The sequence below is a fragment of the Pseudarthrobacter sp. GA104 genome (assembly GCF_009741265.1).
GTDB lineage: Bacteria > Actinomycetota > Actinomycetes > Actinomycetales > Micrococcaceae > Arthrobacter.
Genome location: NZ_WOWL01000001.1, coordinates 2,377,272 through 2,399,427, shown reverse-complemented (window position 1 = coordinate 2,399,427; position 22,156 = coordinate 2,377,272). Strand labels below are relative to the sequence as shown.

The 22,156-nt window shown below is 66.9% G+C and carries 22 protein-coding genes; 16 read left to right on the top strand and 6 right to left on the bottom strand.

Annotated features, from left to right (window positions below; genetic code table 11):
* Positions 1-39 precede the first annotated feature (39 nt).
* The gene (locus GK109_RS10955) at positions 40-879 is read left to right on the top strand and encodes a YrzE family protein (protein ID WP_157240394.1); all 840 of its coding nucleotides are present in this window, start codon (positions 40-42) and stop codon (positions 877-879) included.
* Here the strand turns inward: GK109_RS10955 and GK109_RS10950 are convergent, their stop codons facing one another.
* Complete coding sequence (locus GK109_RS10950; RefSeq protein WP_231754844.1) at positions 880-1,278, bottom strand: YchJ family protein; 399 nt, start codon at positions 1,276-1,278, stop codon at positions 880-882.
* Positions 1,279-1,441: 163 nt separating this feature from the next.
* Between GK109_RS10950 and GK109_RS10945 the strand changes: the two genes are divergently transcribed.
* The 6 genes from GK109_RS10945 to GK109_RS10920 all read left to right on the top strand — a co-directional run bounded on the left by GK109_RS10945 (position 1,442) and on the right by GK109_RS10920 (position 7,264).
* Positions 1,442-2,224: a hypothetical protein gene (locus tag GK109_RS10945; RefSeq protein WP_370460541.1), complete on the top strand. Its 783-nt coding sequence runs from the start codon at positions 1,442-1,444 to the stop codon at positions 2,222-2,224.
* A 27-nt stretch (positions 2,225-2,251) separates the two neighbouring features.
* Entirely contained in the window at positions 2,252-3,256 is a 1,005-nt protein-coding gene (locus GK109_RS10940) for an aldo/keto reductase family protein (protein ID WP_157240392.1), read from the top strand.
* Between the two features lie 7 nt (positions 3,257-3,263).
* Positions 3,264-4,118, top strand: a complete 855-nt coding sequence (locus tag GK109_RS10935; RefSeq protein WP_370460540.1) for an SDR family oxidoreductase — start codon at positions 3,264-3,266, stop codon at positions 4,116-4,118.
* Between the two features lie 117 nt (positions 4,119-4,235).
* On the top strand, positions 4,236-5,363 hold the full coding sequence (locus GK109_RS10930) for a sulfite oxidase (protein WP_157240389.1): 1,128 nt from the start codon (positions 4,236-4,238) through the stop codon (positions 5,361-5,363).
* 57 nt (positions 5,364-5,420) lie between these two features.
* Positions 5,421-5,804, top strand: a complete 384-nt coding sequence (locus GK109_RS10925) for an RNA-binding S4 domain-containing protein (protein ID WP_157240388.1) — start codon at positions 5,421-5,423, stop codon at positions 5,802-5,804.
* Positions 5,801-7,264, top strand: a complete 1,464-nt coding sequence (locus GK109_RS10920) for an amidohydrolase (protein WP_157240386.1) — start codon at positions 5,801-5,803, stop codon at positions 7,262-7,264. Before GK109_RS10925 ends, GK109_RS10920 begins: the two co-directional genes overlap by 4 nt.
* Positions 7,265-7,276: 12 nt before the next feature.
* Here the strand turns inward: GK109_RS10920 and GK109_RS10915 are convergent, their stop codons facing one another.
* Complete coding sequence (locus GK109_RS10915) at positions 7,277-7,783, bottom strand: hypothetical protein (RefSeq protein ID WP_157240384.1); 507 nt, start codon at positions 7,781-7,783, stop codon at positions 7,277-7,279.
* A gap of 113 nt (positions 7,784-7,896) precedes the next feature.
* Here GK109_RS10915 and GK109_RS10910 point away from each other — a divergent pair, with 113 nt between their 5' ends.
* The 3 genes from GK109_RS10910 (at position 7,897) to GK109_RS10900 (ending at position 11,625) form a co-directional block, all read left to right on the top strand.
* On the top strand, positions 7,897-9,357 hold the full coding sequence (locus GK109_RS10910) for an HNH endonuclease signature motif containing protein (protein WP_157240382.1): 1,461 nt from the start codon (positions 7,897-7,899) through the stop codon (positions 9,355-9,357).
* 312 nt (positions 9,358-9,669) lie between these two features.
* Entirely contained in the window at positions 9,670-10,287 is a 618-nt protein-coding gene (locus GK109_RS10905) for a uracil-DNA glycosylase (RefSeq protein ID WP_323058239.1), read from the top strand.
* A 75-nt stretch (positions 10,288-10,362) separates the two neighbouring features.
* Entirely contained in the window at positions 10,363-11,625 is a 1,263-nt protein-coding gene (locus GK109_RS10900) for an MFS transporter (RefSeq protein WP_321214725.1), read from the top strand.
* 43 nt (positions 11,626-11,668) lie between these two features.
* Here the strand turns inward: GK109_RS10900 and GK109_RS10895 are convergent, their stop codons facing one another.
* From GK109_RS10895 to GK109_RS10885, 3 genes are all read right to left on the bottom strand, one after another.
* Positions 11,669-12,919, bottom strand: coding sequence for a type II toxin-antitoxin system HipA family toxin (locus GK109_RS10895; RefSeq protein WP_370460539.1), 1,251 nt, complete (start codon positions 12,917-12,919; stop codon positions 11,669-11,671).
* A complete protein-coding gene (locus GK109_RS10890) occupies positions 12,916-13,188 on the bottom strand; it encodes a helix-turn-helix transcriptional regulator (RefSeq protein WP_157240381.1) in 273 nt (90 codons plus the stop codon). Before GK109_RS10890 ends, GK109_RS10895 begins: the two co-directional genes overlap by 4 nt.
* 110 nt (positions 13,189-13,298) lie before the next feature.
* On the bottom strand, positions 13,299-13,712 hold the full coding sequence (locus GK109_RS10885; protein ID WP_157240379.1) for a hypothetical protein: 414 nt from the start codon (positions 13,710-13,712) through the stop codon (positions 13,299-13,301).
* An 89-nt stretch (positions 13,713-13,801) separates the two neighbouring features.
* Here GK109_RS10885 and GK109_RS10880 point away from each other — a divergent pair, with 89 nt between their 5' ends.
* The 4 genes from GK109_RS10880 to GK109_RS10865 are packed head-to-tail and all read left to right on the top strand — an operon-like array spanning position 13,802 to position 18,551.
* The gene (locus tag GK109_RS10880) at positions 13,802-14,503 is read left to right on the top strand and encodes a FadR/GntR family transcriptional regulator (RefSeq protein ID WP_321214728.1); all 702 of its coding nucleotides are present in this window, start codon (positions 13,802-13,804) and stop codon (positions 14,501-14,503) included.
* A 30-nt stretch (positions 14,504-14,533) separates the two neighbouring features.
* Positions 14,534-15,592 carry an asparaginase gene (locus GK109_RS10875; RefSeq protein ID WP_157240377.1) on the top strand — a complete coding sequence of 353 codons (1,059 nt, stop codon included), beginning with the start codon at positions 14,534-14,536 and terminating at the stop codon, positions 15,590-15,592.
* Positions 15,593-15,598: 6 nt separating this feature from the next.
* The gene (locus GK109_RS10870) at positions 15,599-17,020 is read left to right on the top strand and encodes an aspartate ammonia-lyase (protein WP_157240375.1); all 1,422 of its coding nucleotides are present in this window, start codon (positions 15,599-15,601) and stop codon (positions 17,018-17,020) included.
* 16 nt (positions 17,021-17,036) lie between these two features.
* Positions 17,037-18,551: an amino acid permease gene (locus tag GK109_RS10865; RefSeq protein WP_157240373.1), complete on the top strand. Its 1,515-nt coding sequence runs from the start codon at positions 17,037-17,039 to the stop codon at positions 18,549-18,551.
* 107 nt (positions 18,552-18,658) lie between these two features.
* Here GK109_RS10865 and ggt read toward each other — a convergent pair whose 3' ends face one another.
* Positions 18,659-20,497, bottom strand: coding sequence for a gamma-glutamyltransferase (gene ggt, locus GK109_RS10860; RefSeq protein WP_157240371.1), 1,839 nt, complete (start codon positions 20,495-20,497; stop codon positions 18,659-18,661).
* A 182-nt stretch (positions 20,498-20,679) separates the two neighbouring features.
* Here ggt and GK109_RS10855 point away from each other — a divergent pair, with 182 nt between their 5' ends.
* Positions 20,680-21,627, top strand: a complete 948-nt coding sequence (locus GK109_RS10855; protein WP_157240369.1) for an L-lactate dehydrogenase — start codon at positions 20,680-20,682, stop codon at positions 21,625-21,627.
* 164 nt (positions 21,628-21,791) lie between these two features.
* Positions 21,792-22,040 (top strand): SCO4226 family nickel-binding protein, encoded by a 249-nt coding sequence (locus GK109_RS10850; RefSeq protein WP_157240367.1) that lies wholly within the window; start codon positions 21,792-21,794, stop codon positions 22,038-22,040.
* The last annotated feature ends 116 nt before the right edge of the window (positions 22,041-22,156 follow it).

Genomic DNA, 22,156 nt, shown 5'->3' with positions numbered 1-22,156 from the left:
ATCCTTGCTATCCCTCCGGGCCGATGGTTGAGTTGATCCATGAGCAGCTCAACAGACCCAGACAACCTGCCCCCGAGGCGAGCCCGGGAGGACGCTGACCGGAACCGAAGCCATCGCGGCGATACCGCCGGCGGCGAACCCACGCGCGCCTACCAACAGGTGCCGGCAAGCGATGCAGCCCCCACCTCCACGTACGACCGCATGCCCGCGGAACACACAGGACCGGCCGGCGCCCATGCGGAGCGGGACTACGTCCCCACGGCGCCTGCCGCTGCTGTTGATCCGAACCTCACTGACCGGCAGACCGCCGTCGCGCGGGAAAAGGAACGGTTCGGCGGCATCAAGGTGGGCTCCGCGTTCTTCGGCTGGCTCACGGCCACCGGCATGGCCGTCCTGCTGACAGCCCTTGTGGCGGCGGCCGGAACCGCTGTTGGCCTTGCCACCAACACGGATGTCAACGAGGCAGTCAACCAGGCTGCCCGGAACCAGGGCACGGTGGGGCTGGTGGGCATCATTGTCCTGCTGGTCATCCTGTTCCTGTCCTACTACTGCGGCGGCTACGTGGCAGGGCGAATGGCGCGCTTCAACGGCGCCAAGCAGGGCGTCATGGTGTGGATCTGGGCGCTGATCGTGGCAGTACTCGTTTCCATCCTTGGCCTCGTGTTCGGACAGCAGTTCAACGTCCTGGCCAACCTGAACAGCTTCCCGCGCATCCCCGTCAATGAAGGCCAGTTGACCACCACCAGCATCATTGCCGCCGTGGTGGTTGCCTTGGTGGCCCTGGTAGGTGCAGTACTGGGCGGACTCGCGGGCATGCACTTCCACCGGAAGGTGGACCGCGCCGGCTTCACGCCGGACAACGACTACGACGACGAGTAGTCAGGCCAGCATCTTCCCGTCCAGATAGAGCCACCGCCGATGTTCCCGGATGAACCTGCTGTTCTCATGCAGGACCCCGCGTTCGCCGCCGTGCCGATAGTAGGCCTTGAACTCCACGGTCCCTTCGGTATCCAGCGGCCCGCCCCGGGACGTGGAAAGGATATCCAGGCGCCGCCATTCCATCCCCGGGTCCAGTTCCAGCTCCGCCGGCGCTGTCCGGGGATGCCAGGTGCGCCGGAGGTAGTCACCGTCAAGGAGCACGAACGCGCTGTACCGGGAGCGCATCAACTGCTCCGCGGTGGCGGCGTCCGCCGCGCCCCGGTGGAACCGCCCGCAACACTGTGCGTACGGCTCTCCGGACAGGCACATGCAGTTTTCGTGGTCCCTGGACTCGGTCATCCAACCGATGCTGCCACATGGGTAACAGCTTTGCTACAACCAGGGAAGCAGCCGGGCACCCGGCGGCACGGCCCCGCAAAAATCCGTAAGGTGGAGAAGGAGCCGGCGCGCAGGCAGAGTGGTGCCGCCCCCGGCCCCGCTGCAGGCAGAGAGGAGAGATGACGTGGAAAATCCGGATACGCTCATCCTCAACCTGACTTTTTTGGGCACCGTGGGAGTCGCCTTCCTGATGTTCCTGGTCCTCTTCCTGCTGGGGGTCATCACCTTGGTCCTGGCAGGACTAGGCCGGCTCGCCGCCGTTTTGCTGTTGGCCCTGTTCGGCAGGGGCACCGGAAACGAATCACTCCCGCTGGTGCGCTTGACCGGGCCTGCCGGTAGCCGGCCGGGCACGGCCGACGACGCTGCTGGCGCGGCATCCGCAGCGCGCCGGCCACGCGCCGGACTGCTCGTGCGGGCCTTCCGCCGCCGGCCGGGGAAGACGCCCCGTGGTTGGCGCACCGCGCTGAAACCCGCCCACGTAAAGTCGTCGCTGCGCACCGCCGTCGAACACCACCCTGCGCTGGCTGCCGCCCGCCGCGAACCGCCCGTCCTGACGGAGGACTGGGCCGCCGCCGTCGCGGATGCGGACGCCCGCGCAAAGGCGAGGGCGCGTGCAGCAAAGCCGCAAATAAAACTCTCGGTGCGCGATCTTCCTGATCCAAGAGTGCCGGCTGAAAAGGTGGCGGAAGTGGCGCCGCTGGTGGAGTCCGCGCTTGATAACAGCCGCCCTTCCCACGAGCTGCCGCGGTCCTTCAAGAAGCCGCAGGTCCCCCGCCCCCTGGCTCCGCTGGACACCGGCTCGCTGCTGTCCCTGTCCGGTCCGGCGCACATCAGCAAGGCGGCAGCGGAAACAGGCAAGGGTCCAGGAACGGGCTCCGCTTCAAAGGGTAGACAGCCCTTACCCTGAGCAACCATCTGGGCTAGCGTGAAACCCATGGAATTCAGATACCTCGGAAACAGCGGGTTCAAAGTCTCGGAAATCACGTTCGGCAACTGGCTCACGCACGGCTCGCAGGTTGAAAACGACGTCGCCTCGCAGTGTGTGCGCGCCGCCCTTGACGCCGGCATCAGCACGTTCGACACCGCCGACGTCTATGCCAATACGGCTGCGGAAACCGTCCTGGGCGAAGCCCTGAAGGGCGAGCGCCGCGAATCCCTCGAGATCTTCACCAAGGTTTACGGACCCACCGGTCCCAAGGGCAAGAATGACCTTGGCCTGTCCCGGAAGCACATCATGGAGTCCATTAACGGCTCCCTCCGGCGGCTCCAAACGGACTACGTGGACCTCTACCAGGCCCACCGCTACGACTTCGAAACCCCGCTTGAAGAGACCATGCAGGCGTTCGCGGACATTGTCCGGCAGGGCAAGGCCCTGTATATCGGCGTCAGCGAGTGGACCGCGGAGCAGCTGCGTGAAGGCCACGCCCTGTCCAAGGAACTCGGCTTCCAGCTGATCTCCAACCAGCCGCAGTATTCCATGCTGTGGCGGGTCATCGAGGCGGAGGTTGTGCCGGCGTCGGAGGAGCTGGGCGTGTCCCAGATAGTCTGGTCGCCCATGGCCCAGGGCGTCCTCAGCGGCAAATACCTTCCGGGCCGGCCCGCCCCCGAAGGCAGCCGCGCCACGGATGAGAAGGGCGGAGCCAAGATGATCGAGCGCTGGATGCGCGACGACGTCCTGGCCGGCGTCCAGGAGCTCAAGCCCATTGCCGAGGAAGCCGGGCTGTCCATGCCGCAGCTGGCGGTGGCCTGGGTGCTGCAGAACCCGAACGTTGCCTCAGCCATCGTGGGCGCCTCCCGCCCCGAGCAGATCGCGGACAGCGTGGGCGCTGCAGGCGTGAAGCTTGAACCGGAGGTCCTGAAGAAGATCGATGACGCCATCGGTTCGCTGGCCGAGCGCGATCCCGCCCAGACCAAGTCCCCGGCCAAACGGGAAGCATAGGCGGCCGGTGGCTTCCGAACTCCCGGACTTAGCCGTCACGGGTTCCACCGGCGGGCTGGGCGGAATGGTGGCGCGGCAGCTTGCCGGGCTGGGTTCCGCCCAGCGCCTGCTGGTCCGCGATGCCGCCCGCGCCCCTGAGCTGGACGCCGCCACGGCTGACGTGTGCAGCTATGAGGATTCGGCAGCCGCCCGGCGCGCCCTCGAGGGAGTGAAAGTCCTGTTCATGGTGTCTGCTGCGGAAACCGAGGACCGGGTGCAGCAGCATCGCGGCTTCGTGGATGCGGCTGCCGCCGCCGGCGTGGAGCATGTGGTGTACACGTCCTTTTATGGCGCGGCGCCGGATGCCGCCTTCACGCTGGCCCGGGACCATTACGCCACTGAGGAGCACATCAGGGCGTCCGGTTTGGAGTTCACGTTCCTGCGGGACAACCTCTACCTTGATTTCCTGCCGCTGCTGGCCGGGGAGGACGGCGTGATCCGCGGTCCGGCCGGCAACGGGGTCTTCTCCGGGGTTGCCCGCGAGGACGTTGCCCGCTGCGCCGTTGCCGTGCTGCGCGACCCCGCCATCCACAAGGGGACCACCTACAATCTGACCGGCCCGGAGGAACTGACGTTGGCACAGGCCGCCGGGATCATTACCGAACAAACCGGGCGGACCATCACCTACCATCCGGAGACTGTGGAGGAGGCGCACGCATCCCGGGCGTCCTACGGCGCCCCGCCTTGGCAGGTGGACGCATGGGTGAGCACGTATACAGCCATTGCCGCCGGGGAGATGGCAGGGATTTCGCCCGATGTCCATGGCCTCACCGGGCAGGACCCGATCAGCCTGGCCGAGTTCCTGGCGCGTCCGCAGCTCTAGCCCCTGCGCTCCCGGGCGGCGCCTCTCCGTTGACGGGCGGGCGGGGCGGGCGTAGACCTGAGGCAAGGGCGCTTCCAGCCCGCCGAGCAGAATCCCAGTCAAAAGAGTCGCAGCGCCATGAAACAGACCTACACGAACCAGCAGTCTTCCGGTCCGGCCACAGCGGCGGGGCGTCCGGCGCCGCCCTCGGCCGCGCCCACCACGGGCCCGCTCACCCCGGAGGAACTCCAGCTGGGTGCGCGCAACCACTCCATGCCGCTGGAGGCGCTCCGCCGGGACATCACTCCGCCCGGGCTCCACTACGTGCTGACGCATTTCGATATCCCTGACGTCGATGCCTCCTCGTGGCACCTCCGGATCGGCGGCGCGGTTGAGATGGCCCTGGAACTGAGCATGGCGGCCCTGCGCAGGGACCCGGCCATCACGGTGCCGGTCACCTTGGAATGCGCGGGGAACGGGCGCTCCCTCCTGAATCCGCGGCCGCTTAGCCAGCCGTGGATCATGGAGGGCGTCGGCACCGCGCACTGGACCGGGGTTCCGCTCGCCTATCTCCTGGGCAAGGCGGGCGTCCTGCCGCACGCTGTCGAGGTGGTGTTCACAGGATCGGACCAGGGTGTCCAGGGCGGCGTCCCCCAGCGCTACGCGCGGAGCCTGCCCATCCATGAAGCGATGCGTCCCGACGTCGTCCTCGCGTACAAAATGAACGGCAGCGAACTGCCGCCGCAGCACGGATATCCGCTCCGGCTGGTGGTGCCCGGCTGGTACGGCATGGCCAGCGTGAAGTGGCTGGAATCCGTTGAGGTGGTCACGGCCCCCTTCCGGGGCTACCAGCAGGAGGTTGCGTACCGCTACCAGGATTCAGCGGACGACGCCGGCACTCCCGTTTCGCGGATCAGGGTGCGTTCGCTGATGGTTCCGCCGGGCATCCCGGACTTCTTCACCCGCAAGCGGCTCCTGAAGCCCGGGCCGGTGCTCCTGCAGGGCAGGGCCTGGTCCGGGAAGGGCGCGGTCACCGGCGTGGAAGTCGGGATCGACGGCACCTGGCAGCCCGCGCACCTGGAGAAGCCGGCCGGCGGATACGCGTGGCGGAAGTGGACCATGCCGTGGGTGGCGGACCCGGGCGTGCACGAGCTTTCCTGCCGCGCAACGGATGAAACCGGCGCAACCCAGCCCTTGGAGCAGAACTGGAACTACCAGGGGCTGGGCAACAACGTGGTGCAGCGGGTGAGCGTGACCGTGGAGTAACCGTTTGGCCGGCCTGGCCTCTGCGCCATGGAGCCGGGGCTATACTCGGTGCCAGCCATGACCAGCCTTCCTTCCTCCCCTGCCAGTGTCCGCATTGATGCGTGGCTGTGGGCCATCCGCGCCTACAAGACCCGCTCTGCCGCCACCGCCGCCTGCCGCGCCGGCCATGTCCGCCTGAACGGCAGCCCGGCCAAGGCGTCCGCGACGCTGGTCACGGGCGACACCGTGACGGTGCGGATGTCCGGCTACGAACGCATCCTTGAAGTGCGCCGGCTGATTGCCAAGCGTGTTGGTGCCGAGGCGGCCTCCCACTGTTTCACCGACCACACGCCGCCGCGACCGGTTGCCCCGGCACTTGGCCTGCCGCAGCGCGACCGGGGTGCGGGCAGGCCCACAAAGAAGGACCGCCGCGAGATGGAACGGCTCCGCGGTTCCGCATGAGCGACCTTGTCCTGGAGAACGTGCGGATACCGGGGGACGACGCTCCCGTCAGCGTGCATATCAGCCGCGGCCGCGTGAGCCGGATCGGGGCTGCTGCGGAATTCCCCTCCGCCGCCCCCGTGATTGATGCGGAAGGGCGCCACCTGATTCCGGGGCTGTGGGATGAGCACGTCCACATGACCCAGTGGGCGCTGCACGCCAACCGTATTGACCTCTCGGCTGCCGGAACCGCCCGGGAAGCTGCCGCCGTCGTCCGTTCCTTCTTGTCCGGAGCCGACCCGTCGGTGACCGCCGTCGGCGTCGGCTTCCGGGACGCGCTGTGGCCGGACGAGCCCTCCCTGGCACTGCTGGATTCCGCCACCGGCAGCCAGCCGACGGCGCTGGTCAGCCACGACCTGCACAGCGTATGGCTCAACTCGGCCGCGGCCAGCCGGTATGGAGTGCGGGTTGAGGCTTCTGGTTTGCTGCGCGAGGAGCCCGCATTTGCCCTGACCCGGGAGCTGGGGCGGCTGCCGGACACGGTCCTGGATGGCTGGGTCCGTGACGCCGCCCGGGCGGCTGCTGCCCGCGGCGTGGTGGGCGTGGTGGATTTTGAGATGACGTGGAACCGGGACCCGTGGCTGCGGCGCATCGCCGGCGGGTTTGACGCTTTGCGGGTGGAGGCCGGTGTTTATCCGGCGAACCTTGAGCGTGCCGTGGCCGAAGGCATGCGGACGGGGCAGGAGGTCGACGGCGGCGGCGGGTTGCTGAGCGTGGGACCGCTTAAGGTGCTCATTGACGGTTCCCTTAATACCAGGACTGCCTATTGCGTGGATCCCTACCCATTCGGCGGGTGCGGGCTGCTAACGGTGAGTGCTGGCGAGCTGGCGGCGTTGCTGGGGCGGGCGCGGGACACGGGGTTTGTTCCCGCCGTCCACGCCATCGGGGATGCGGCCAACCAGGTGGCCCTTGATGCATTTGAAAGTGCAGGTGTTGGCGGCCGGATCGAGCACGCCCAGTTCGTCCGCCGGGAGGACTTTGCGCGTTTCGGGCCGCTGGGGGTGGCGGCCAGCGTCCAGCCGGTCCACGCACTGGATGACCGGGACGCCGCGGATTCCAACTGGGCCGGGCGGACGGACCGCGCCTTTCCGCTGCGGTCACTGCTCGATGCCGGGGCTTCGCTGCTGCTGGGTTCGGATGCACCGGTGGCGCCGCTCGAACCGTGGTTGGCGATGTCCGCCGCTGTCCTGCGGGCACGCAGCGACGGGCGCGGGCCCTGGCATCCGCAGGAAGCCATCACGCGGGAGGAGGCCCTCCTGGCTTCCGCCCGGGGCCGCTCGCGTGTGTGTGTTGGCGACGCCGCTGACCTGGTGCTCCTGGACGGGGATCCGCTGACTGTGCCGGACGGGGAGTTCGTCGCGATGCCGGTGGCGGCCACGATGCTTGCCGGACGTTTTACCTACGACGGCGGATTGGCTTAGTTCCGGGTCCTTCTAACCTTTGGCGCGGGCCCTCACGAGGTTTGCGAAGGGCAACCTGCCGTACACGTCAACAAAGGCTGAGTGATAGTCCGCCTCGGCCGTGGTGAGCTGTTCCGCGGGGAGTTCCTTCCAGGCGATGACCAGCATTTCGGCGTCTGCGAGCTGCCAGACCAGGCGGCCGTCCCAGTGCCCCGGCGGCTTGCCCTGCCCGAAGTCCAGGAACTCCTGGATTTGCCTCCTGAGGCCGCGGTTGCCTTTACTGCCGGGGCCGGCTTTGCCCAGGTAAAGAGCCGCGGCGGTGTCCACCCATTCGGCGGCCAGGGCTGCTTCGGGGAGCGACGGGTCCTTCTTCTTGAAGACGCCGGCGGTGCTTTTCTGGAGGAAGCGGGGTTGGAACCCTTCCGGTGCCAGCACGGCGAAGAGCCCGGTTCCCTGGGGGATCCGCATGGCATCGAGCGCGCCGATTGGCCGGAAGCCGGCGAAGCCCTCCGCTTTCAGGCCCTTCTTGGTGAACTCCATATCCTCATTCAACAGCACGGCCTGTGCCCGTACGGCCTGCGGGGCTTGCCTTGGTTATCCACATACGCGCCGGCGGACCGGATTTTGGCACACCCTGCTGGAAGACTTTGTCTATGGAAGCGGCGACGACAGCGGCAACGGGCCTGGCGGCGAAAGCAGGGCTGGAGGCAGCTGCGGGGCTGGAGGCGGGTGGCCTTGCGCGGCCTTGCGTTGCCGATGCCTTTCGCGCGTTGGCTGCCGTCCGTCCCGCCGTTGACGGCCCGGGTATGATCGACCAGCTCCGCGGACTCGAGGACCTGAAATCTGCGGCTACCGCGAAGCAGGCCGAAATCGCCGCGGCTTTCGACCTCACCCGGCGCCGGGAGCAGGCCGCCGCCGGTGTCCCGGCCGCTGAACAGGGTACCGGGGTGGCGGCGGAAATTGCGTTGGCGCGGCGGGAGCCCCCTGCCCGCGGCGCGAGGCTCCTGGGCCTGGCAAACGCCCTGGCCACCGAGATGCCCCGCACCCTGGCCGCTTTGCGGTCCGGGCAGCTGAACGAATGGCGCGCCACCCTCATCGTGAAGGAAACGGCCTGCCTTTCCGCCGCAGACCGGTGCGCCGTGGACGAGGAGATCGCCGCGGACACCGGCGCCCTGGTCGGCGCCGGGGACCGGGCCATCACCGCCGCCGTCCGCGCCGCCGCGTACCGGCGCGACCCCCACTCGGTGGCTAAACGCGCTTCCCGTGCCGTCACGGACCGCTGCGTCAGCCTGCGGCCGGCGCCTGACACCATGACCTACCTGACCGCACTCCTCCCGGTCAGCCAGGGCGTCGCCGCCTACGCGGCCCTGACCCGCCACGCGGACACGGTGAAGTCCGCTGGGGATGACCGGTCCCGGGGCGCGATCATGGCCGATGAACTCGTTGAACGCGTCACCGGCACCCCGGCCGGGATCAGCGGCATCGAAGTCCAGCTCGTCATGACCGACCGCACCCTCCTCCAGGGCGACAGCGAACCCGCCCGCCTCACCGGCTACGGCACCGTCCCCGCCCACTGGGCCCGAAAAGCAGTCCTCGACTCGGCGGCCGGCTCGAAGTTAGCGGGCCTTGGAGCGGCTGGTCCAAGATTCACGGGTGCCGGATCTCTGGGTTCAGGATCAGCACGCCCGGCAACCAAGACTGCCAGCGGCGCGGACGATGCCCAATATCAGGTCTGGCTCCGCCGGCTCTACACCGCCCCCGGCGCCGGGGACCTCCTGGCCATGGACTCCAAAGCCCGGCTCTTCCCGCCCGGGATCCGCCGCTTCCTCCAGATCCGCGACAACACCTGCCGCACCCCCTACTGCGACGCCCCGATCCGCCACCACGACCACATCATCTCCTGGCACCAGGGCGGACCCACCACCAGCACCAACGGCCAAGGCCTCTGCGAAACCTGCAACCACACCAAGGAAACACCCGGCTGGACCGCCACACCAATCACCAAACCTGGACAGCGTCACACAGTGGAACTCCAAACCCCCACCGGCCACACCTACCACTCCACAGCGCCGCCGCTGCCGGGCACCGCCCCGGCTAATACACCCCCTATCTGACACAGCACTGGCCGACACCGCAACAGTTGGCACGCAAGTGAGCGCGGGGCCGGCATCCGGGCCGGCACTTGACGGGCTGCCGTGGCGCCATCGCCGAAAACACCACCGACGGGCCAAAGCAGCCAAGCGCGCCCGCCACAGGCAATCCCTGACGGCGTGAGGACATAGCACGCTAAGGATCACCGGAAATGCCTTCTTTAGCGTGCTCCGCGCACAAGGGAGAGAGAACTTCCCCTGCCCACCCTTCAGCCCGGAAGCGTAGAGTGGCATAAGACGCCTGATTCTGGACGCCTTGCTGCTGAGGGAGAAATCGTGACGATTGATTGGGACGAGAAAAAGGCCCTGCTACAGGAACCGAACATTGCCAAGGTCACGCAGCTGTGCGATGAACTGATGGAAAAGAAGCCAGGGTCTGTCGTCCCCTATATCGACCCTGTGCATGACGAGGATGAGTGCCGGATTGTCAGCCTGCAGGTCAGCCCCGGGAAGGGCACCGAGTCCGGCTTCGTCTCGCATTACAACGACGACGAGGCCGCCCGCCGCGCCACCCAGATCTATGAACTGGCGGAACTCGATCCCCGCTATGTGATGCCGTGGAACGCCTATCCCTGGGTCCGCGACCCGGACATGCCCTCCGCCCTGAATGTGCAGGAGAAAACGGACGGTCTGCGCCCGTTCCGGCAGTTCCTGAAGATCAACTCCCGGGTCTCGGCAATCATCGCCCACGGTACCGATGCATCGACCTTCCTCACCCTCTTCGAGAAGACCTACCACCAGTCCCTGAAAAACAGCGGCATCAAGATATACAAGGCCACCGCCTTGGGAGGACGGGCCTTCGCCGTTTCCGAAACGAAACAGGAAGAGCTCCTGGCCAAGAACGTGGATGTTTACAAGGACGCCATGCAACGGGCCGGGATCCAGCACCTCTAGCCTGGCAGGTCCAGAGAGTCCTCGCCGACGCTCGCCATGAATGATTCAGGACCTGACACGACCAGGCCTCCCAGCGTGAAGAGCACCACCGGCAACGCCGGCAGCCGGAGGGTGGCGGGACCGCCGCTGACGGCCTTCCGCTTCATTCTGGTCTTCGGCGTTGTCAGCGCTCTGATGGACATGGTCTACGAAGGTGCCAGGAGCGTCACTGGCCCCTTCCTGGGCGCGCTTGGCGCCTCGGCCCTCCTGATCAGTGTCATCACGGGCGCCGGTGAGGCAGTCGCCCTCGTTCTGCGCCCGGTCTTCGGACGCTTGGCGGACCGGCCCCGGCTAAGGTGGGCATTGGCGCTCACGGGCTACGGACTCACCGCGCTCTCGGTGCCCCTTCTGGGGATCACCAGCGCCTTGTGGATTGCCTGCCTGCTCGTCCTGATGGAGCGCCTGGGCAAAGCCGTGCGGAGCCCGGCAAAGGACACCATGCTCGCGGAAGCCGGCACCCGGCTGGGCCGCGGCAAGACCTTTGCTTTCCACGAAGCCCTCGACCAGGCGGGAGCCTTCCTCGGCCCGCTCCTGATCGGTGTGGCCTTCTCGCTCTCCGGCAGCTACGGCCCGGGGTTCCTCCTGCTTGCTCTTCCCGGAGTGGCAGCAATGCTGCTCCTCGTCTGGCTCAGTAAACGCGTCCCTGACCCGTCCCTCTATGAACAACACCAGCCCCCCGACGGCTCCGTCAGCCACTCGGGATCAGCCACCCCGGGTCCGGCAGTGGCGACTCCCCAGGCGTCGTCCAGGATTCCCCGGCAATTCTGGATGTACGCAGCATTCAGCAGCCTGACTATGTTCGGCTATGCAACGTTCGGGCTCCTGTCATTCCACCTCGTAGCCACCGGGCTCCTGCCGCCTGCCGTGGTGCCTGTCCTCTATGCGGTAGCCATGGCGGTCGATGCCGTGGCAGCTCTGGCATCCGGCTGGCTCTACGACAAAATCGGCTTGAAGGTCCTCATCGCCCTCCCACTTCTCGCAGCGGCCATCCCGTGGTTCGGTTTCAGCAACCACACCGCACTGGCGGTCGCGGGTGTGCTGATGTGGGGAGCCGCCATGGGCGTTCAGGAAAGCACCATGCGTGCAGCCGTCTCCGAACTGGCACCTACAGGACGGCGTGGCAGTGCCTACGGTATCTTCACCGCCTGCTACGGCATCGCATGGCTGGCCGGGAGCGTCCTCATCGGACTTCTGTACGAACGGTCAATATTCGCCCTCGCCGTTACCCTGACCGTCATCCAAGCCGCGGCCCTGGCCGTCTTCGTCATTGTCCGGCCCCACCATGCGTCCGGCTCCTGAGATCTCAGGCCCCGCGCCACATCTGGTCAGCCCGCAGCGCGGATCAGCCTTCCAGCAGTCTTCTCCGGTGCTTCAACTCCTTGACCCACGCCCTGGTGACGAGGTCCGGGAACGGCGAGCCGCCGTCGTCGTTATTCTTCTGTCCGGCCCCGTTCAGGCCGCGGAAAGCCGTCCCGGATTCCAGGTCCGCCAAAAGCGGTCCTGACGCCTTTAAGGCAATCTCCAGCACTTGGGCAGCCGTCCGCCCGGTGAGTCCGAGCTCCGTCGCCCAGCCCAGGAAGTGGCGGCGGGAAATCCCGGTCCGTTTGCCATTCATGGCCAGCGCCAGAGTCTTGTCGCCGTAGACCACTGTGGAGGGGATGTCGTAGACGGGCGCGATGGTCCACTCGCCGGAAGGCAGCTGGACCATCGAGACGTTCTTGGCATGCAGGTCCCCGTTTCCCGTCAGCCACGCGTAGGCGCCCTGGATGGCAAGGTTCCTGAGGGCCGGAAGGGGTGCCGTGCAGTGGTCCGCGAGCGCGCGGCAGACCTGTGAATAGCTGACGTTGTACTTGTCCGCCGGATAGAGCTTCAGCACCTGCGCACCGTCTTCGACGGCCAGCCGCCGCACCCCATCCGATCCGCCGCCGGGCACGGGAACGCGGTCGAAGCGCTCCACCAGCAGCCCCGGGCGGCCCGCAACATCATGCATCAGCCGGACGCGGCTCAGCGGAATCCTCAGCTTGGCCGCGTAACGAAACATCACCAGCTCGTTCTCCACCACATGCGGGAACTCGGGGGCGTTGAGTTTGAGGATGAACTGGCGACCGGCGCCGGCCACCGGCACCGAGATCATTCCGGCCGACAGCTTGTCCTGCACCCCGGCCAGTGCCACCGGGTCGATCAGATCGGGGTCGCCCAGCAGCTGGTCGAAATCCACGGCTTGTTTTGGATCAACCCGGACCGCATGGTCATCCGGATCCAGCGGCTCCCCGTGGCCCACGATTTGCACATCACCCACAGGATTGGCGCCGGCCGCGATAAGCAGGGAGAGATCGTCATCAGCGCTGGTCTTGATGGACCGCCGCAGCGCATTAAGGCGCCGGCCCTCGGGCAGCAGGCCGGTGAAGTAGGGCGGGGCGGCCCCTGCCGCGGACAGCACCGGTTCGCTGGTGAGCGGCAGGGAAGTCGCGACGGCGGGTCCCCCGGTTCGGAGGTAGGCGGGCAGGTAGCTGAACCGCGTGCCGCCGTCGTGCCTTTCGAGCCGGGCAGCGAGCACGCCGGCCTTGTAGATGTCCGCGATGCGGTGCCTCACTGCTCGGCGCTGCTCTCCGGACCGGCGACCGCACGTACGGCTTGGCTGGTGCGCGTGGCGATCTGCAGCTCCAGCCCAAGGGTTTCGAGGAGCGCAACGAGGGAATCCAGCTGGACGCTTGGCTTGCCCTGCTCCACGAAGCGCACGAAACGCTCGGAGACGCCTGCCATGTGGGCGAGGTCCTGCTGCGTCAGGCGGAGGAACGTGCGCCGGGCGCGCACCTCGGCGGCGAGCTGCTCGGAAAAGGAACGCGTGGGAAGCCTCCTCAGGTACGAACGTGGCGGTTAGTCGTCACCAGAAGCCTACTCCGGCCAGAGGGCACCCGTACACAGCATTTCCGGTACGAGCGTGCCGATCCTACCCCTGAGATAGACGAGCGCTAGAAGAGCGGTGCGGTGTTCTTCTCCACCAGGGCGGGATTGCCTACCGATTCCCGCTTCTTCCTGAGGAATCCGGCCCGCTGGTACCGCTGCGCCATGATGAACCCGGCGGGCGTGCCCTGCTCGTAGGACTCAACGAAGACGGCCTCCTGCCGCCCCTCCGACGTTGTCATGAAACCGTCCCAGGCAAGGGCGACGCGATCTGGCAGCGGTTCCTGCAAAACCGACTCCCGGGCGGCCGCAACACCTGCCTCAAGCTGGCCATCCACAAGATAACGCTGCAGGCTGCGCTGCCCCCCATGCTCCCGGATGACAAACGGGACCAGGTCCGTGCCGGACGAGACCACCGAATCAATGGCGTGATCCAGTGCCATAAATGCAAGGTTGACGAGTTCCTCCGAGTATTCGTCCATAGCAGGAGGCTAACGGGCCGGGCAGAGGAAAAGAATAGCGACGGCGGCCCTACATTGACACGCGCTGTGACCCCTGCCATATTTAAAGCGTGAACCTGTCAGACAGCCGGACAGCAGGACAGCCTGCACCCCTTGCGCGGCTCAGCGCTGCCGAAGCGGTGTTCAACGCGATCCGGCAGGACATCGAGTCCGGCCTGGTTCCGGTGGGCAGCAAGCTCAGTTCCGAGGCCAGCCTCTCGCAGCAGTACGGGGTAAGCCGCTCGGTCATCCGCGAAGCCCTGCGCTCCTGCACCGCGCTGGGCCTGACGGTCACCAAGACCGGGAAGGGGACGTTCGTCGTCGCGGACAAGGTGGCCAACGACCTCATGCTCGGCCAGTACTCCGCCCGCGACCTGACCGAAGCCAGGCCGCACATCGAAGTCCCTGCCGCCGGGCTGGCCGCCGAACGGCGCACCGAGGAGGAGCTGGAAACCCTCCGCCACCTGGTGGCCGCCATGGCCACCGAGACAGATCCGGAATCCTGGGTTGCCCTGGACTCCACCTTCCATGCGGCCATCGCCGGCGCCAGCGGAAACAAGGTGTTCGCAAGCGTGGTGGCGGACATCCGCGGAGCCCTGGCGCATCAGTCCGAAACCTTGAACATGGTGGCAGACAGGCAGCACGCCTCCGACGTGGAACACCAGGAGATCCTCGCCGCCATAGAGGCCGGCTCCCCGGAAGCGGCGCGCAAGGCAATGGCCTACCACCTCCACGCCGTGGGCCAGGCCCTCGACTCCATCCTCAACAACTAGCCACAACCAAGTACCCCACCCAAGGAATCCATGCCCTCCCCTGTGCTTTCTGCTGCCCGCGACGCTGCTGCGCTGCTTCCGCAGCACGCTCCCCTGGTCACCGCCACCCGTGACGGACTGGTGGAAAGCATCCACTACGGATCGGCCATCGCCCTCGAAGCGGACGGCACTATGGCAGCGGCGGCAGGCGCACCCTCGGCGCCGTTCTACCCCCGGTCCTCCCTCAAGCCGCTCCAGGCCGTCGCCATGGTCCGCGCCGGCCTCGAGCTCCCGGCAGACCTCCTGGCCCTGGCCGCCGCGAGCCACTCGGGCGGCGCAATGCACCGCCAGGGAGCGCTGCGGATCCTCGAACAGCACGGGCTCAGCGTCAGCGACTTCGGCAACAGCAGGGATCTCCCCTACGGCGCAAGCGAGCGCGAAGAATGGCTGCGCACCGGGGGCCGTTCCACGCAGCTCACCCAGAACTGCTCCGGCAAGCACGCTGCCATGGCAGCCACGTGCGTCATCAACGGCTGGCCCGTCGAGGGCTACCTGGATCCGTCGCACCCGCTGCAGCGGCTGGTTGCGGAGACCGTTACCGAACTGGCCGGGGAAGAGCCGCTCGGCCTCAGCACCGACGGCTGCGGAACACCGCTGTTTGCCCTGACCTTGTCCGGCATGGCCCGCGCCTTCGGGCTGATTGCCCGCGCCGCCGCGGAGGACGACGCCGGCGTTGGTGCACACGACGCCGAAGCCGCCGTCGGCCTCGCCATGCAGCAGCACCCGGAGATGGTGGCCGGCGAAGGCCGCGACGTCACCGAACTGATGCGCCTGCTTCCAGGCGCGGTGGCGAAGGACGGCTTTGAAGGCGTCCAGCTGGTGGGCCTGGCGGATGGCCGGTCCGTGGGCGTGAAGATTTCCGACGGCGGCGACCGCGCCCGGATGCCGGCCACCGTCAAGCTGCTGGAGGCACTGGGCGTGGACACCGCTCCGCTGGCTGCCCTCGCAACCGCCCCGGTCCTCGGCGGAGGCCGCCAGGTGGGCCTGCTGCAGGCCACCGGCTTCCTCTCCGAACCTTTCCTGTCCACACCCGTCAACGAAGCCCCGTAAGGACACATGACCACCGTCGAGACAACCGCCCCAGCACCGAGCCGCTCAGAACACGACCTGCTCGGCGACCGCGACATCCCCGCCCACGCCTATTGGGGCGTCCACACGCTCCGGGCCGTGGAAAACTTCCCCATCACCGGCCAAAAGCTCTCGTCCAACATGCACCTGGTCCGCGGACTGGCAGCGGTCAAGCTGGCCGCCGCCCGCACCAACCGCGAACTTGGCCTGCTGGACGCCGAACGCGCGGACGCCATCGAGCAGGCCTGCCAGGATGTCCTGGACGGACAGCTGGCCGACCAGTTCGTGGTGGACGTCATCCAGGGAGGTGCCGGGACGTCGTCGAACATGAACGCCAACGAGGTCATCGCCAACCGCGCCCTCGAAATCCTGGGCCACCCCAAGGGCGACTACGCCCGCCTCCACCCCAATGACCACGTCAACCTCAGCCAGTCCACCAACGACGTGTACCCCACGGCGGTCAAGCTGGGCACCATCTTCGCTGCGCGGGAACTGCTGGACGCGCTGGCGGAACTGGAGGAGGCCTGCGCCTCGAAGGCCCTGGAATTCCGCACCGTGGTCAAGATGGGCCGCACCCAGCTGCAGGACGCGGTCCCCATGACCCTGGGCCAGGAATTCGGCAGCTACGCCATCACCATCGGCGAAGACCGGCTGCGCCTCGCCGAGGCCGAACTGCTAATTCACGAGATCAACCTTGGCGCCACCGCCATCGGCACCGGCCTGAATGCCCCCGCCGGCTATGCGGCAGCAGCATGCCGCCACCTGGCGGAAGTCACCGGCCTGCCGCTGGTGACCGCACCGGACCTGATCGAAGCCACCCAGGACGTGGGCGCCTTCGTCCACCTGTCCGGTGTACTCAAGCGCGTGGCCGTGAAGCTGTCCAAGATCTGCAACGACCTCCGCCTGCTCTCCTCCGGCCCCCGCGCCGGATTCGGCGAAATCAACCTCCCGGCCGTCCAGTCCGGCTCCTCCATCATGCCCGGCAAGATCAACCCGGTGATCCCGGAAGTGGTCAGCCAGGTGGCCTACGAAGTCATCGGAAATGACGTCACCATCACCATGGCCGCCGAAGCCGGGCAGCTCCAGCTCAACGCCTTCGAACCCATCATCGTCCACAGCCTCCACAAGAGCATCTCCCACCTGGAAGCCGCGTGCCGCACCCTTACGGCCCGCTGCATCCGGGGCATCACCGCCAACACCGAACACCTCCGCCGCACGGTGGAACAGTCCATCGGCCTGGTCACGGCCCTCAATCCCCACCTGGGCTACGCCACCGCCACCGCCATCGCCAAGGAAGCCCTGGCAACAGGCAAGGGCGTAGCCGAACTGGTCCTGGAACACGGCCTCCTCACGGACGTGCAGCTCCAGGAGCTCCTCAGCCCCGAACGCCTCGCCAACCTCAGCAAGTAGCCATTAAGGACACCCCATGACGAATCCCCCCATCCCAGACCACATCATTGACGGCGGGCACGCCCATGCCTCCGAGACCGCCCTGCATGCCGAGGACAAGGGCTACCACAAGAACCTCAAGCCCCGGCAGATCCAGATGATCGCGATCGGCGGTGCGATCGGCACCGGCCTGTTCCTCGGCGCCGGCGGCCGGCTCAACGCCGCGGGCCCGTCCCTGGTCATCGCCTACGCCGTCTGCGGGTTCTTCGCGTTCCTGATCCTGCGCGCCCTGGGCGAACTGGTCCTGCACCGCCCCTCCTCCGGCTCGTTCGTCTCCTACGCCCGCGAATTCTTCGGCGAAAAAGCCGCCTTCGTGTCCGGCTGGTTCTACTGGATCAACTGGGCCACCACCACCATCGTGGACATCACCGCCGCCGCCCTCTACATGAACTTCTTCGGCAACTACATCCCCTGGATGGCAGCCGTCCCGCAATGGGCCTGGGCACTGACCGCCCTGATCGTGGTCCTCGCCCTGAACCTCGTCTCCGTGAAGGTCTTCGGCGAAATGGAATTCTGGTTCGCCCTGATCAAGGTCGCCGCCCTGGTCATCTTCCTCATCGCCGGCACCTACTTCGTCATCTTCGGCACCCCCGTGGACGGCCAGCAAGTCGGCCTGAGCCTCCTCTCGGACAACGGCGGCATCTTCCCCAACGGCCTGCTCCCCATGATCATCCTCATGCAGGGCGTCCTCTTCGCCTACGCCTCCATCGAACTCGTCGGCACCGCCGCCGGCGAAACCGAAAACCCCGAAAAAATCATGCCCAAAGCCATCAACTCCGTAGTCTTCCGCATCGCCGTGTTCTACGTCGGCTCCGTCATCCTCCTGGCCCTGCTGCTGCCCTACACCTCCTACGAAAAGGGCGTCAGCCCCTTCGTCACGTTCTTCGGCTCCATCGGCATCCAGGGCGTGGACGTCATCATGAACCTCGTCGTCCTCACCGCCGCCCTGTCCTCCCTCAACGCCGGCCTCTACTCCACCGGACGCATCCTGCGCTCCATGTCCGTCAACGGCTCCGCCCCGCGCTTCGCCTCCCGCATGAACAAAGCAGGCGTCCCCTACGGCGGCATCGCCATCACCGCCGCCGTCTCCCTCCTGGGCGTCCCCCTGAACTACCTCGTCCCCGCCCAGGCCTTCGAAATCGTCCTCAACGTCGCCTCCGTGGGCATCATCATGACCTGGGCAACCATCGTCCTATGCCAAATCCAGCTCAAACGCTGGGCCGACAAAGGCTGGCTCGAACGCCCCACCTTCCGCATGATCGGCGCCCCCTACACCGGCTACCTCTCCCTGCTCTTCCTCGTGGGCGTGCTCGTGATGGTCTTCATCGACTCCCCCCTCACCATGCTCGTCACCGCCATCGCCTCCGCCCTCATGGTCGCAGGCTGGTACGCCTGCCGCACCCGCATCCGCGAAATCGCCGAAACCCGCGAAGGCTTCACCGGCCTCTCCCCCGTGGTCGCCAACCCGCCGGCGGCCGCCTTCAAGAAGTAAGCCACCGTCCTTTACGTCCGACGGCGGCACGCAGGTTCTGGAGCTGCAGAACCTGTGTGCCGCCGTCGCGGTTTAAAGCTCGACGCTTGAGGCGGCCGGCGGACCAGTTACTTGGCGGGATCCACCACCATCGCCGATCCGCCGCCGCGCCTTGCCGGCTCGGCCGCGGCGACCACCAGTCCGTCATCCAGGAACTCAATCGCCGTGGCGGCGCCAATTTCTGCCGCCGAGGTTCCGGGGGCGCCCGCTGCCACAAGCTTGTGCTTGTACGTCGACGCCAGGACGGGCCCGTACGCATCGATGAAGGCCTGTTCAGCCACAACATTTTCCGTGTTCCGCTGGGTGCCGCGGGGAGCAGCCAGGGCCTCCGAGATGGTCATCCCCAGGTCAATACGGTTGATGAGCGTCTGCAGGACGGTGGTGATGATGGTGGAACCGCCCGGCGAGCCGAGTGCCACGAAAGGTTCGCCCTCTTTCAGGACGATGGTGGGCGACATGGACGAGCGGGGCCGCTTGCCCGGCTGGATCCGGTTGGGATCCGTTTCGCTGTACACCACCGAGAAGTCCGTGAGCTCGTTGTTGAGGATGAATCCCCGGCCGGGAACCACGATGCCGGAACCGCCGGTCTGCTCGATGGTGAGGGTGTACTCCACCACGTTGCCCCACTTGTCTGAAACGGTCAGGTTGGTGGTGGAGATGTTCTCGGTGTCCTTCTCATCGGCGAGCGCTGCCGGCTTCACCGGGCACACGCCGTCGTACGACGTGACGTCTCCGGCGGTCTGCAGCGGCTTGACGGCCGCCGCCAGCGGATTGATCTCGCAGGCCCGTTCCTTGCCGAACACCGGGTCCAGGAGCGCATTCGTGGGAACGTCCACAAAGGCGGGATCGCCGACGTACTTGGCGCGGTCCGCGAAGGCAAGCGCGCTGGCTTCGAGGTAGTGGTGCAGCACCTTGGGCACGTCAGCCTTCAGGGACGGAAGATCGAACACCTCCAGGATGTTCAACGCCTCACCCACCGTGGTTCCTCCACTGCTGGACGGGGCCATCCCATAGACGTCGTAGCCGCGGTAGTTCACATGGGTGGGCTCCTGGTCCAGCGCCTCGTAGTCCTTGAGGTCCTTGGTGGTCATGACCCCCGCCGGGCCGGGCAGGGCGGAACCGGGAACCATCGGCGGGTTCTGGACTGTCTCCGCGATCTCCTTCGCAAGGGGACCTTTATAGAAGGCCTTCATGCCCTTCTTGGCCAGGAGCTGGTAGGTATCGGCGATGCCGGGATTCTTGAAGATTGTCCCCACGGCCGGTGCGTCGCCACCCGGCAGGAAGAGCTCACTGGTGGATGTGAAGGGCTGGAACCGGTCCTTGTTGTCCAGCGTCTGCTGCTGGAATGTGGCGTCTACAACAAAGCCCCTGGTGGCAACCTCGATGGCCGGCTCAAGGGCCTCCTCCAGGCTGACGCTCCCCCAGCGCTCGAGTGCGCGTTCCCATGTGGCAGGCGTGCCGGGAACGCCCACTGACATGCCGCTCGTGGCCTGCTTGCGGAACGGGTATGCCGCACCCGTGACAGGGTCAATGAATGCATCCCGGGGCATGGCGGCCGGGGCCGTCTCGCGGCCGTCGATGGTGCTGACTTTGCCGCTGTCGGCGTCGTAGTACACAAAGTAGCCGCCGCCGCCGATACCGGCACTGTACGGCTCCGTGACTCCCAGGGTGGCTGCTGCCGCGACGGCGGCGTCGACGGCGTTGCCGCCCTCGCGGAGGACTTCGATGGCCGCCGCCGAGGCTTCAGGGTCCACGGTGCTGACCGCACCGCCGTAGCCGGTGGCCACGGGTTGTTTTTGGGTTTGCCGCTCGTCAGCGGAAGCGGCGGGGCTCATGATGGCGCCGGTGGTCACGCTCATCGCCAGCGCTGCGGTTACGGCAGCGAGCCGGCGTCCCGGATATGGCATGGTTGCTCCTGAATGGGTGTGGGTGAGGTGGGTCACACGCTACTCCTCGGGCATGACACTCTCAACGGTGCCGCCCACGCTCTTGCCCCGCAGGCTGCCGCGCTCGGTAGCATGAAAGCCATTGCGGGCAGCAGGACCATCAGCGCCGGCGCGCCACAGGGCCGGGGAAGACGAGGTACTCCATGTCAGGATCGAAACTCGCCATCGTCGGCGCGGGGAGCGTCGGCACCTCCCTGGCGTACGCCGCCCTCATCCGCGGTTCAGCCGGCAACATCGCCCTGTTCGACGTCAACGCCGCCAAGGCCGACGCCGAAGTCCTGGACCTCGCCCACGGCACCCAGTTCGCTGCTGCCGCTGCGTCCGTGACCGGCGGCGGTGACATCGCCGTGACGGAGGGTGCGGACGTCGTCGTCATCACCGCCGGGGCCAAGCAGGCGCCGGGCCAGACGCGCCTGGACCTGGCCGGAACCAACGTCCGGATCCTGGAAGACCTCATGCCGCGGCTGCTCGAGCGCTCCCCGGACGCCGTCTACGTCCTGGTCACCAATCCCTGCGATGTGCTCACGGTGGCAGCGCAGCAAATCTCCGGACTTCCAACGGGACGCATCTTTTCGTCAGGAACCGTCCTGGACACCTCCCGACTGCGGTGGCTGCTGGCACGCCGTGCCGGCGTGGCCGTGGCCAGCGTCCACGCCAGCATTATTGGCGAGCACGGAGATACGGAGTTCCCGGCCTGGTCCACCGCCACCATCGGCCCCATCCCGGTCCGCGACTGGAAGGTGGACGGCGAGCGCGTCTTCACCCCCGATTACCTTGCCGAAACGGCACGCGAAGTGACGCAGGCGGCCTACAAGGTCATTGCCGGAAAGGGCGCAACCAACTACGCCATCGGCCTCTCCGGCGCACGCATCGTGGAAGCGCTCCTTCGGGACGAGAACGCGGTGCTGCCCGTGTCCACGGTCCTGGCGGGACAGCACGGAATCTCAGGGGTGGCGCTCTCCCTGCCGAGCATCGTGGGACGCGGCGGCGTCCGCACCGTCCTCGAAATGCCCATGGACGACGGTGAAGTGGCGGCCCTGCAGCATTCCGCGGATACCCTCCGGAACACGCTGGGCACCCTGGGGATCTGAGGGATCTGACCGGCCTGCCCCCTCCCTGTCCTCCAAGAGGCCCTCGTGCCAGAGGCATTCTTTGAGTCAACACGTCCACCCTGTTGACGGCCCGCGGGCTTAGGTCTAGCCTCGGGCACATCCTGCTGTTTCAACGATGAACCTAGTTAAGGAGCACAGCCAGCATGCCGGAATTCATGGACGTCCACCACAATATGGTCGGAATCACCAAGGAGGCCCTCCAGGAGGCCCACAACGCGGACCTTGCCATCCAAGGCGACGAGAGCGTTGACTTCAAATCGGCCTGGGCCGATCCCGAATCAGGTTATGTCTACTGCCTGTCAGAAGCCCCCTCTGCTGACGCTGTGCGTCGTATCCATGAGCGCGCGGGCCACCCCGCAGACGAAGTACATCCTGTTCCGATCAAGGTCTGACCACTGGCCCGTTGGCCGCCATGTAATGCAACGTCCCCGCAACCCTTCGTCGCGGGCTGATCGCCTATGCTCAGCAGAGCGCTTTACCTTGCTGCTCTGTGCAAGCCAGCGACGCA

Excerpts from the sequence above, each read along its gene's own strand:
- GK109_RS10940 (WP_157240392.1), top strand. The coding sequence starts at position 2,252 with ATGGAATTCAGATACCTCGGAAACAGCGGGTTCAAAGTCTCGGAAATC.
- GK109_RS10855 (WP_157240369.1), top strand. The coding sequence starts at position 20,680 with ATGTCAGGATCGAAACTCGCCATCGTCGGCGCGGGGAGCGTCGGCACC.
- GK109_RS10875 (WP_157240377.1), top strand. The coding sequence starts at position 14,534 with ATGCCCTCCCCTGTGCTTTCTGCTGCCCGCGACGCTGCTGCGCTGCTT.
- GK109_RS10920 (WP_157240386.1), top strand. The coding sequence starts at position 5,801 with ATGAGCGACCTTGTCCTGGAGAACGTGCGGATACCGGGGGACGACGCT.
- GK109_RS10910 (WP_157240382.1), top strand. The coding sequence starts at position 7,897 with ATGGAAGCGGCGACGACAGCGGCAACGGGCCTGGCGGCGAAAGCAGGG.
- GK109_RS10850 (WP_157240367.1), top strand. The coding sequence starts at position 21,792 with ATGCCGGAATTCATGGACGTCCACCACAATATGGTCGGAATCACCAAG.
- GK109_RS10955 (WP_157240394.1), top strand. The coding sequence starts at position 40 with ATGAGCAGCTCAACAGACCCAGACAACCTGCCCCCGAGGCGAGCCCGG.
- GK109_RS10865 (WP_157240373.1), top strand. The coding sequence starts at position 17,037 with ATGACGAATCCCCCCATCCCAGACCACATCATTGACGGCGGGCACGCC.
- GK109_RS10915 (WP_157240384.1), bottom strand. The coding sequence starts at position 7,783 with ATGGAGTTCACCAAGAAGGGCCTGAAAGCGGAGGGCTTCGCCGGCTTC.
- ggt (WP_157240371.1), bottom strand. The coding sequence starts at position 20,497 with ATGCCATATCCGGGACGCCGGCTCGCTGCCGTAACCGCAGCGCTGGCG.
- GK109_RS10950 (WP_231754844.1), bottom strand. The coding sequence starts at position 1,278 with ATGACCGAGTCCAGGGACCACGAAAACTGCATGTGCCTGTCCGGAGAG.
- GK109_RS10885 (WP_157240379.1), bottom strand. The coding sequence starts at position 13,712 with ATGGACGAATACTCGGAGGAACTCGTCAACCTTGCATTTATGGCACTG.
- GK109_RS10930 (WP_157240389.1), top strand. The coding sequence starts at position 4,236 with ATGAAACAGACCTACACGAACCAGCAGTCTTCCGGTCCGGCCACAGCG.
- GK109_RS10925 (WP_157240388.1), top strand. The coding sequence starts at position 5,421 with ATGACCAGCCTTCCTTCCTCCCCTGCCAGTGTCCGCATTGATGCGTGG.
- GK109_RS10870 (WP_157240375.1), top strand. The coding sequence starts at position 15,599 with ATGACCACCGTCGAGACAACCGCCCCAGCACCGAGCCGCTCAGAACAC.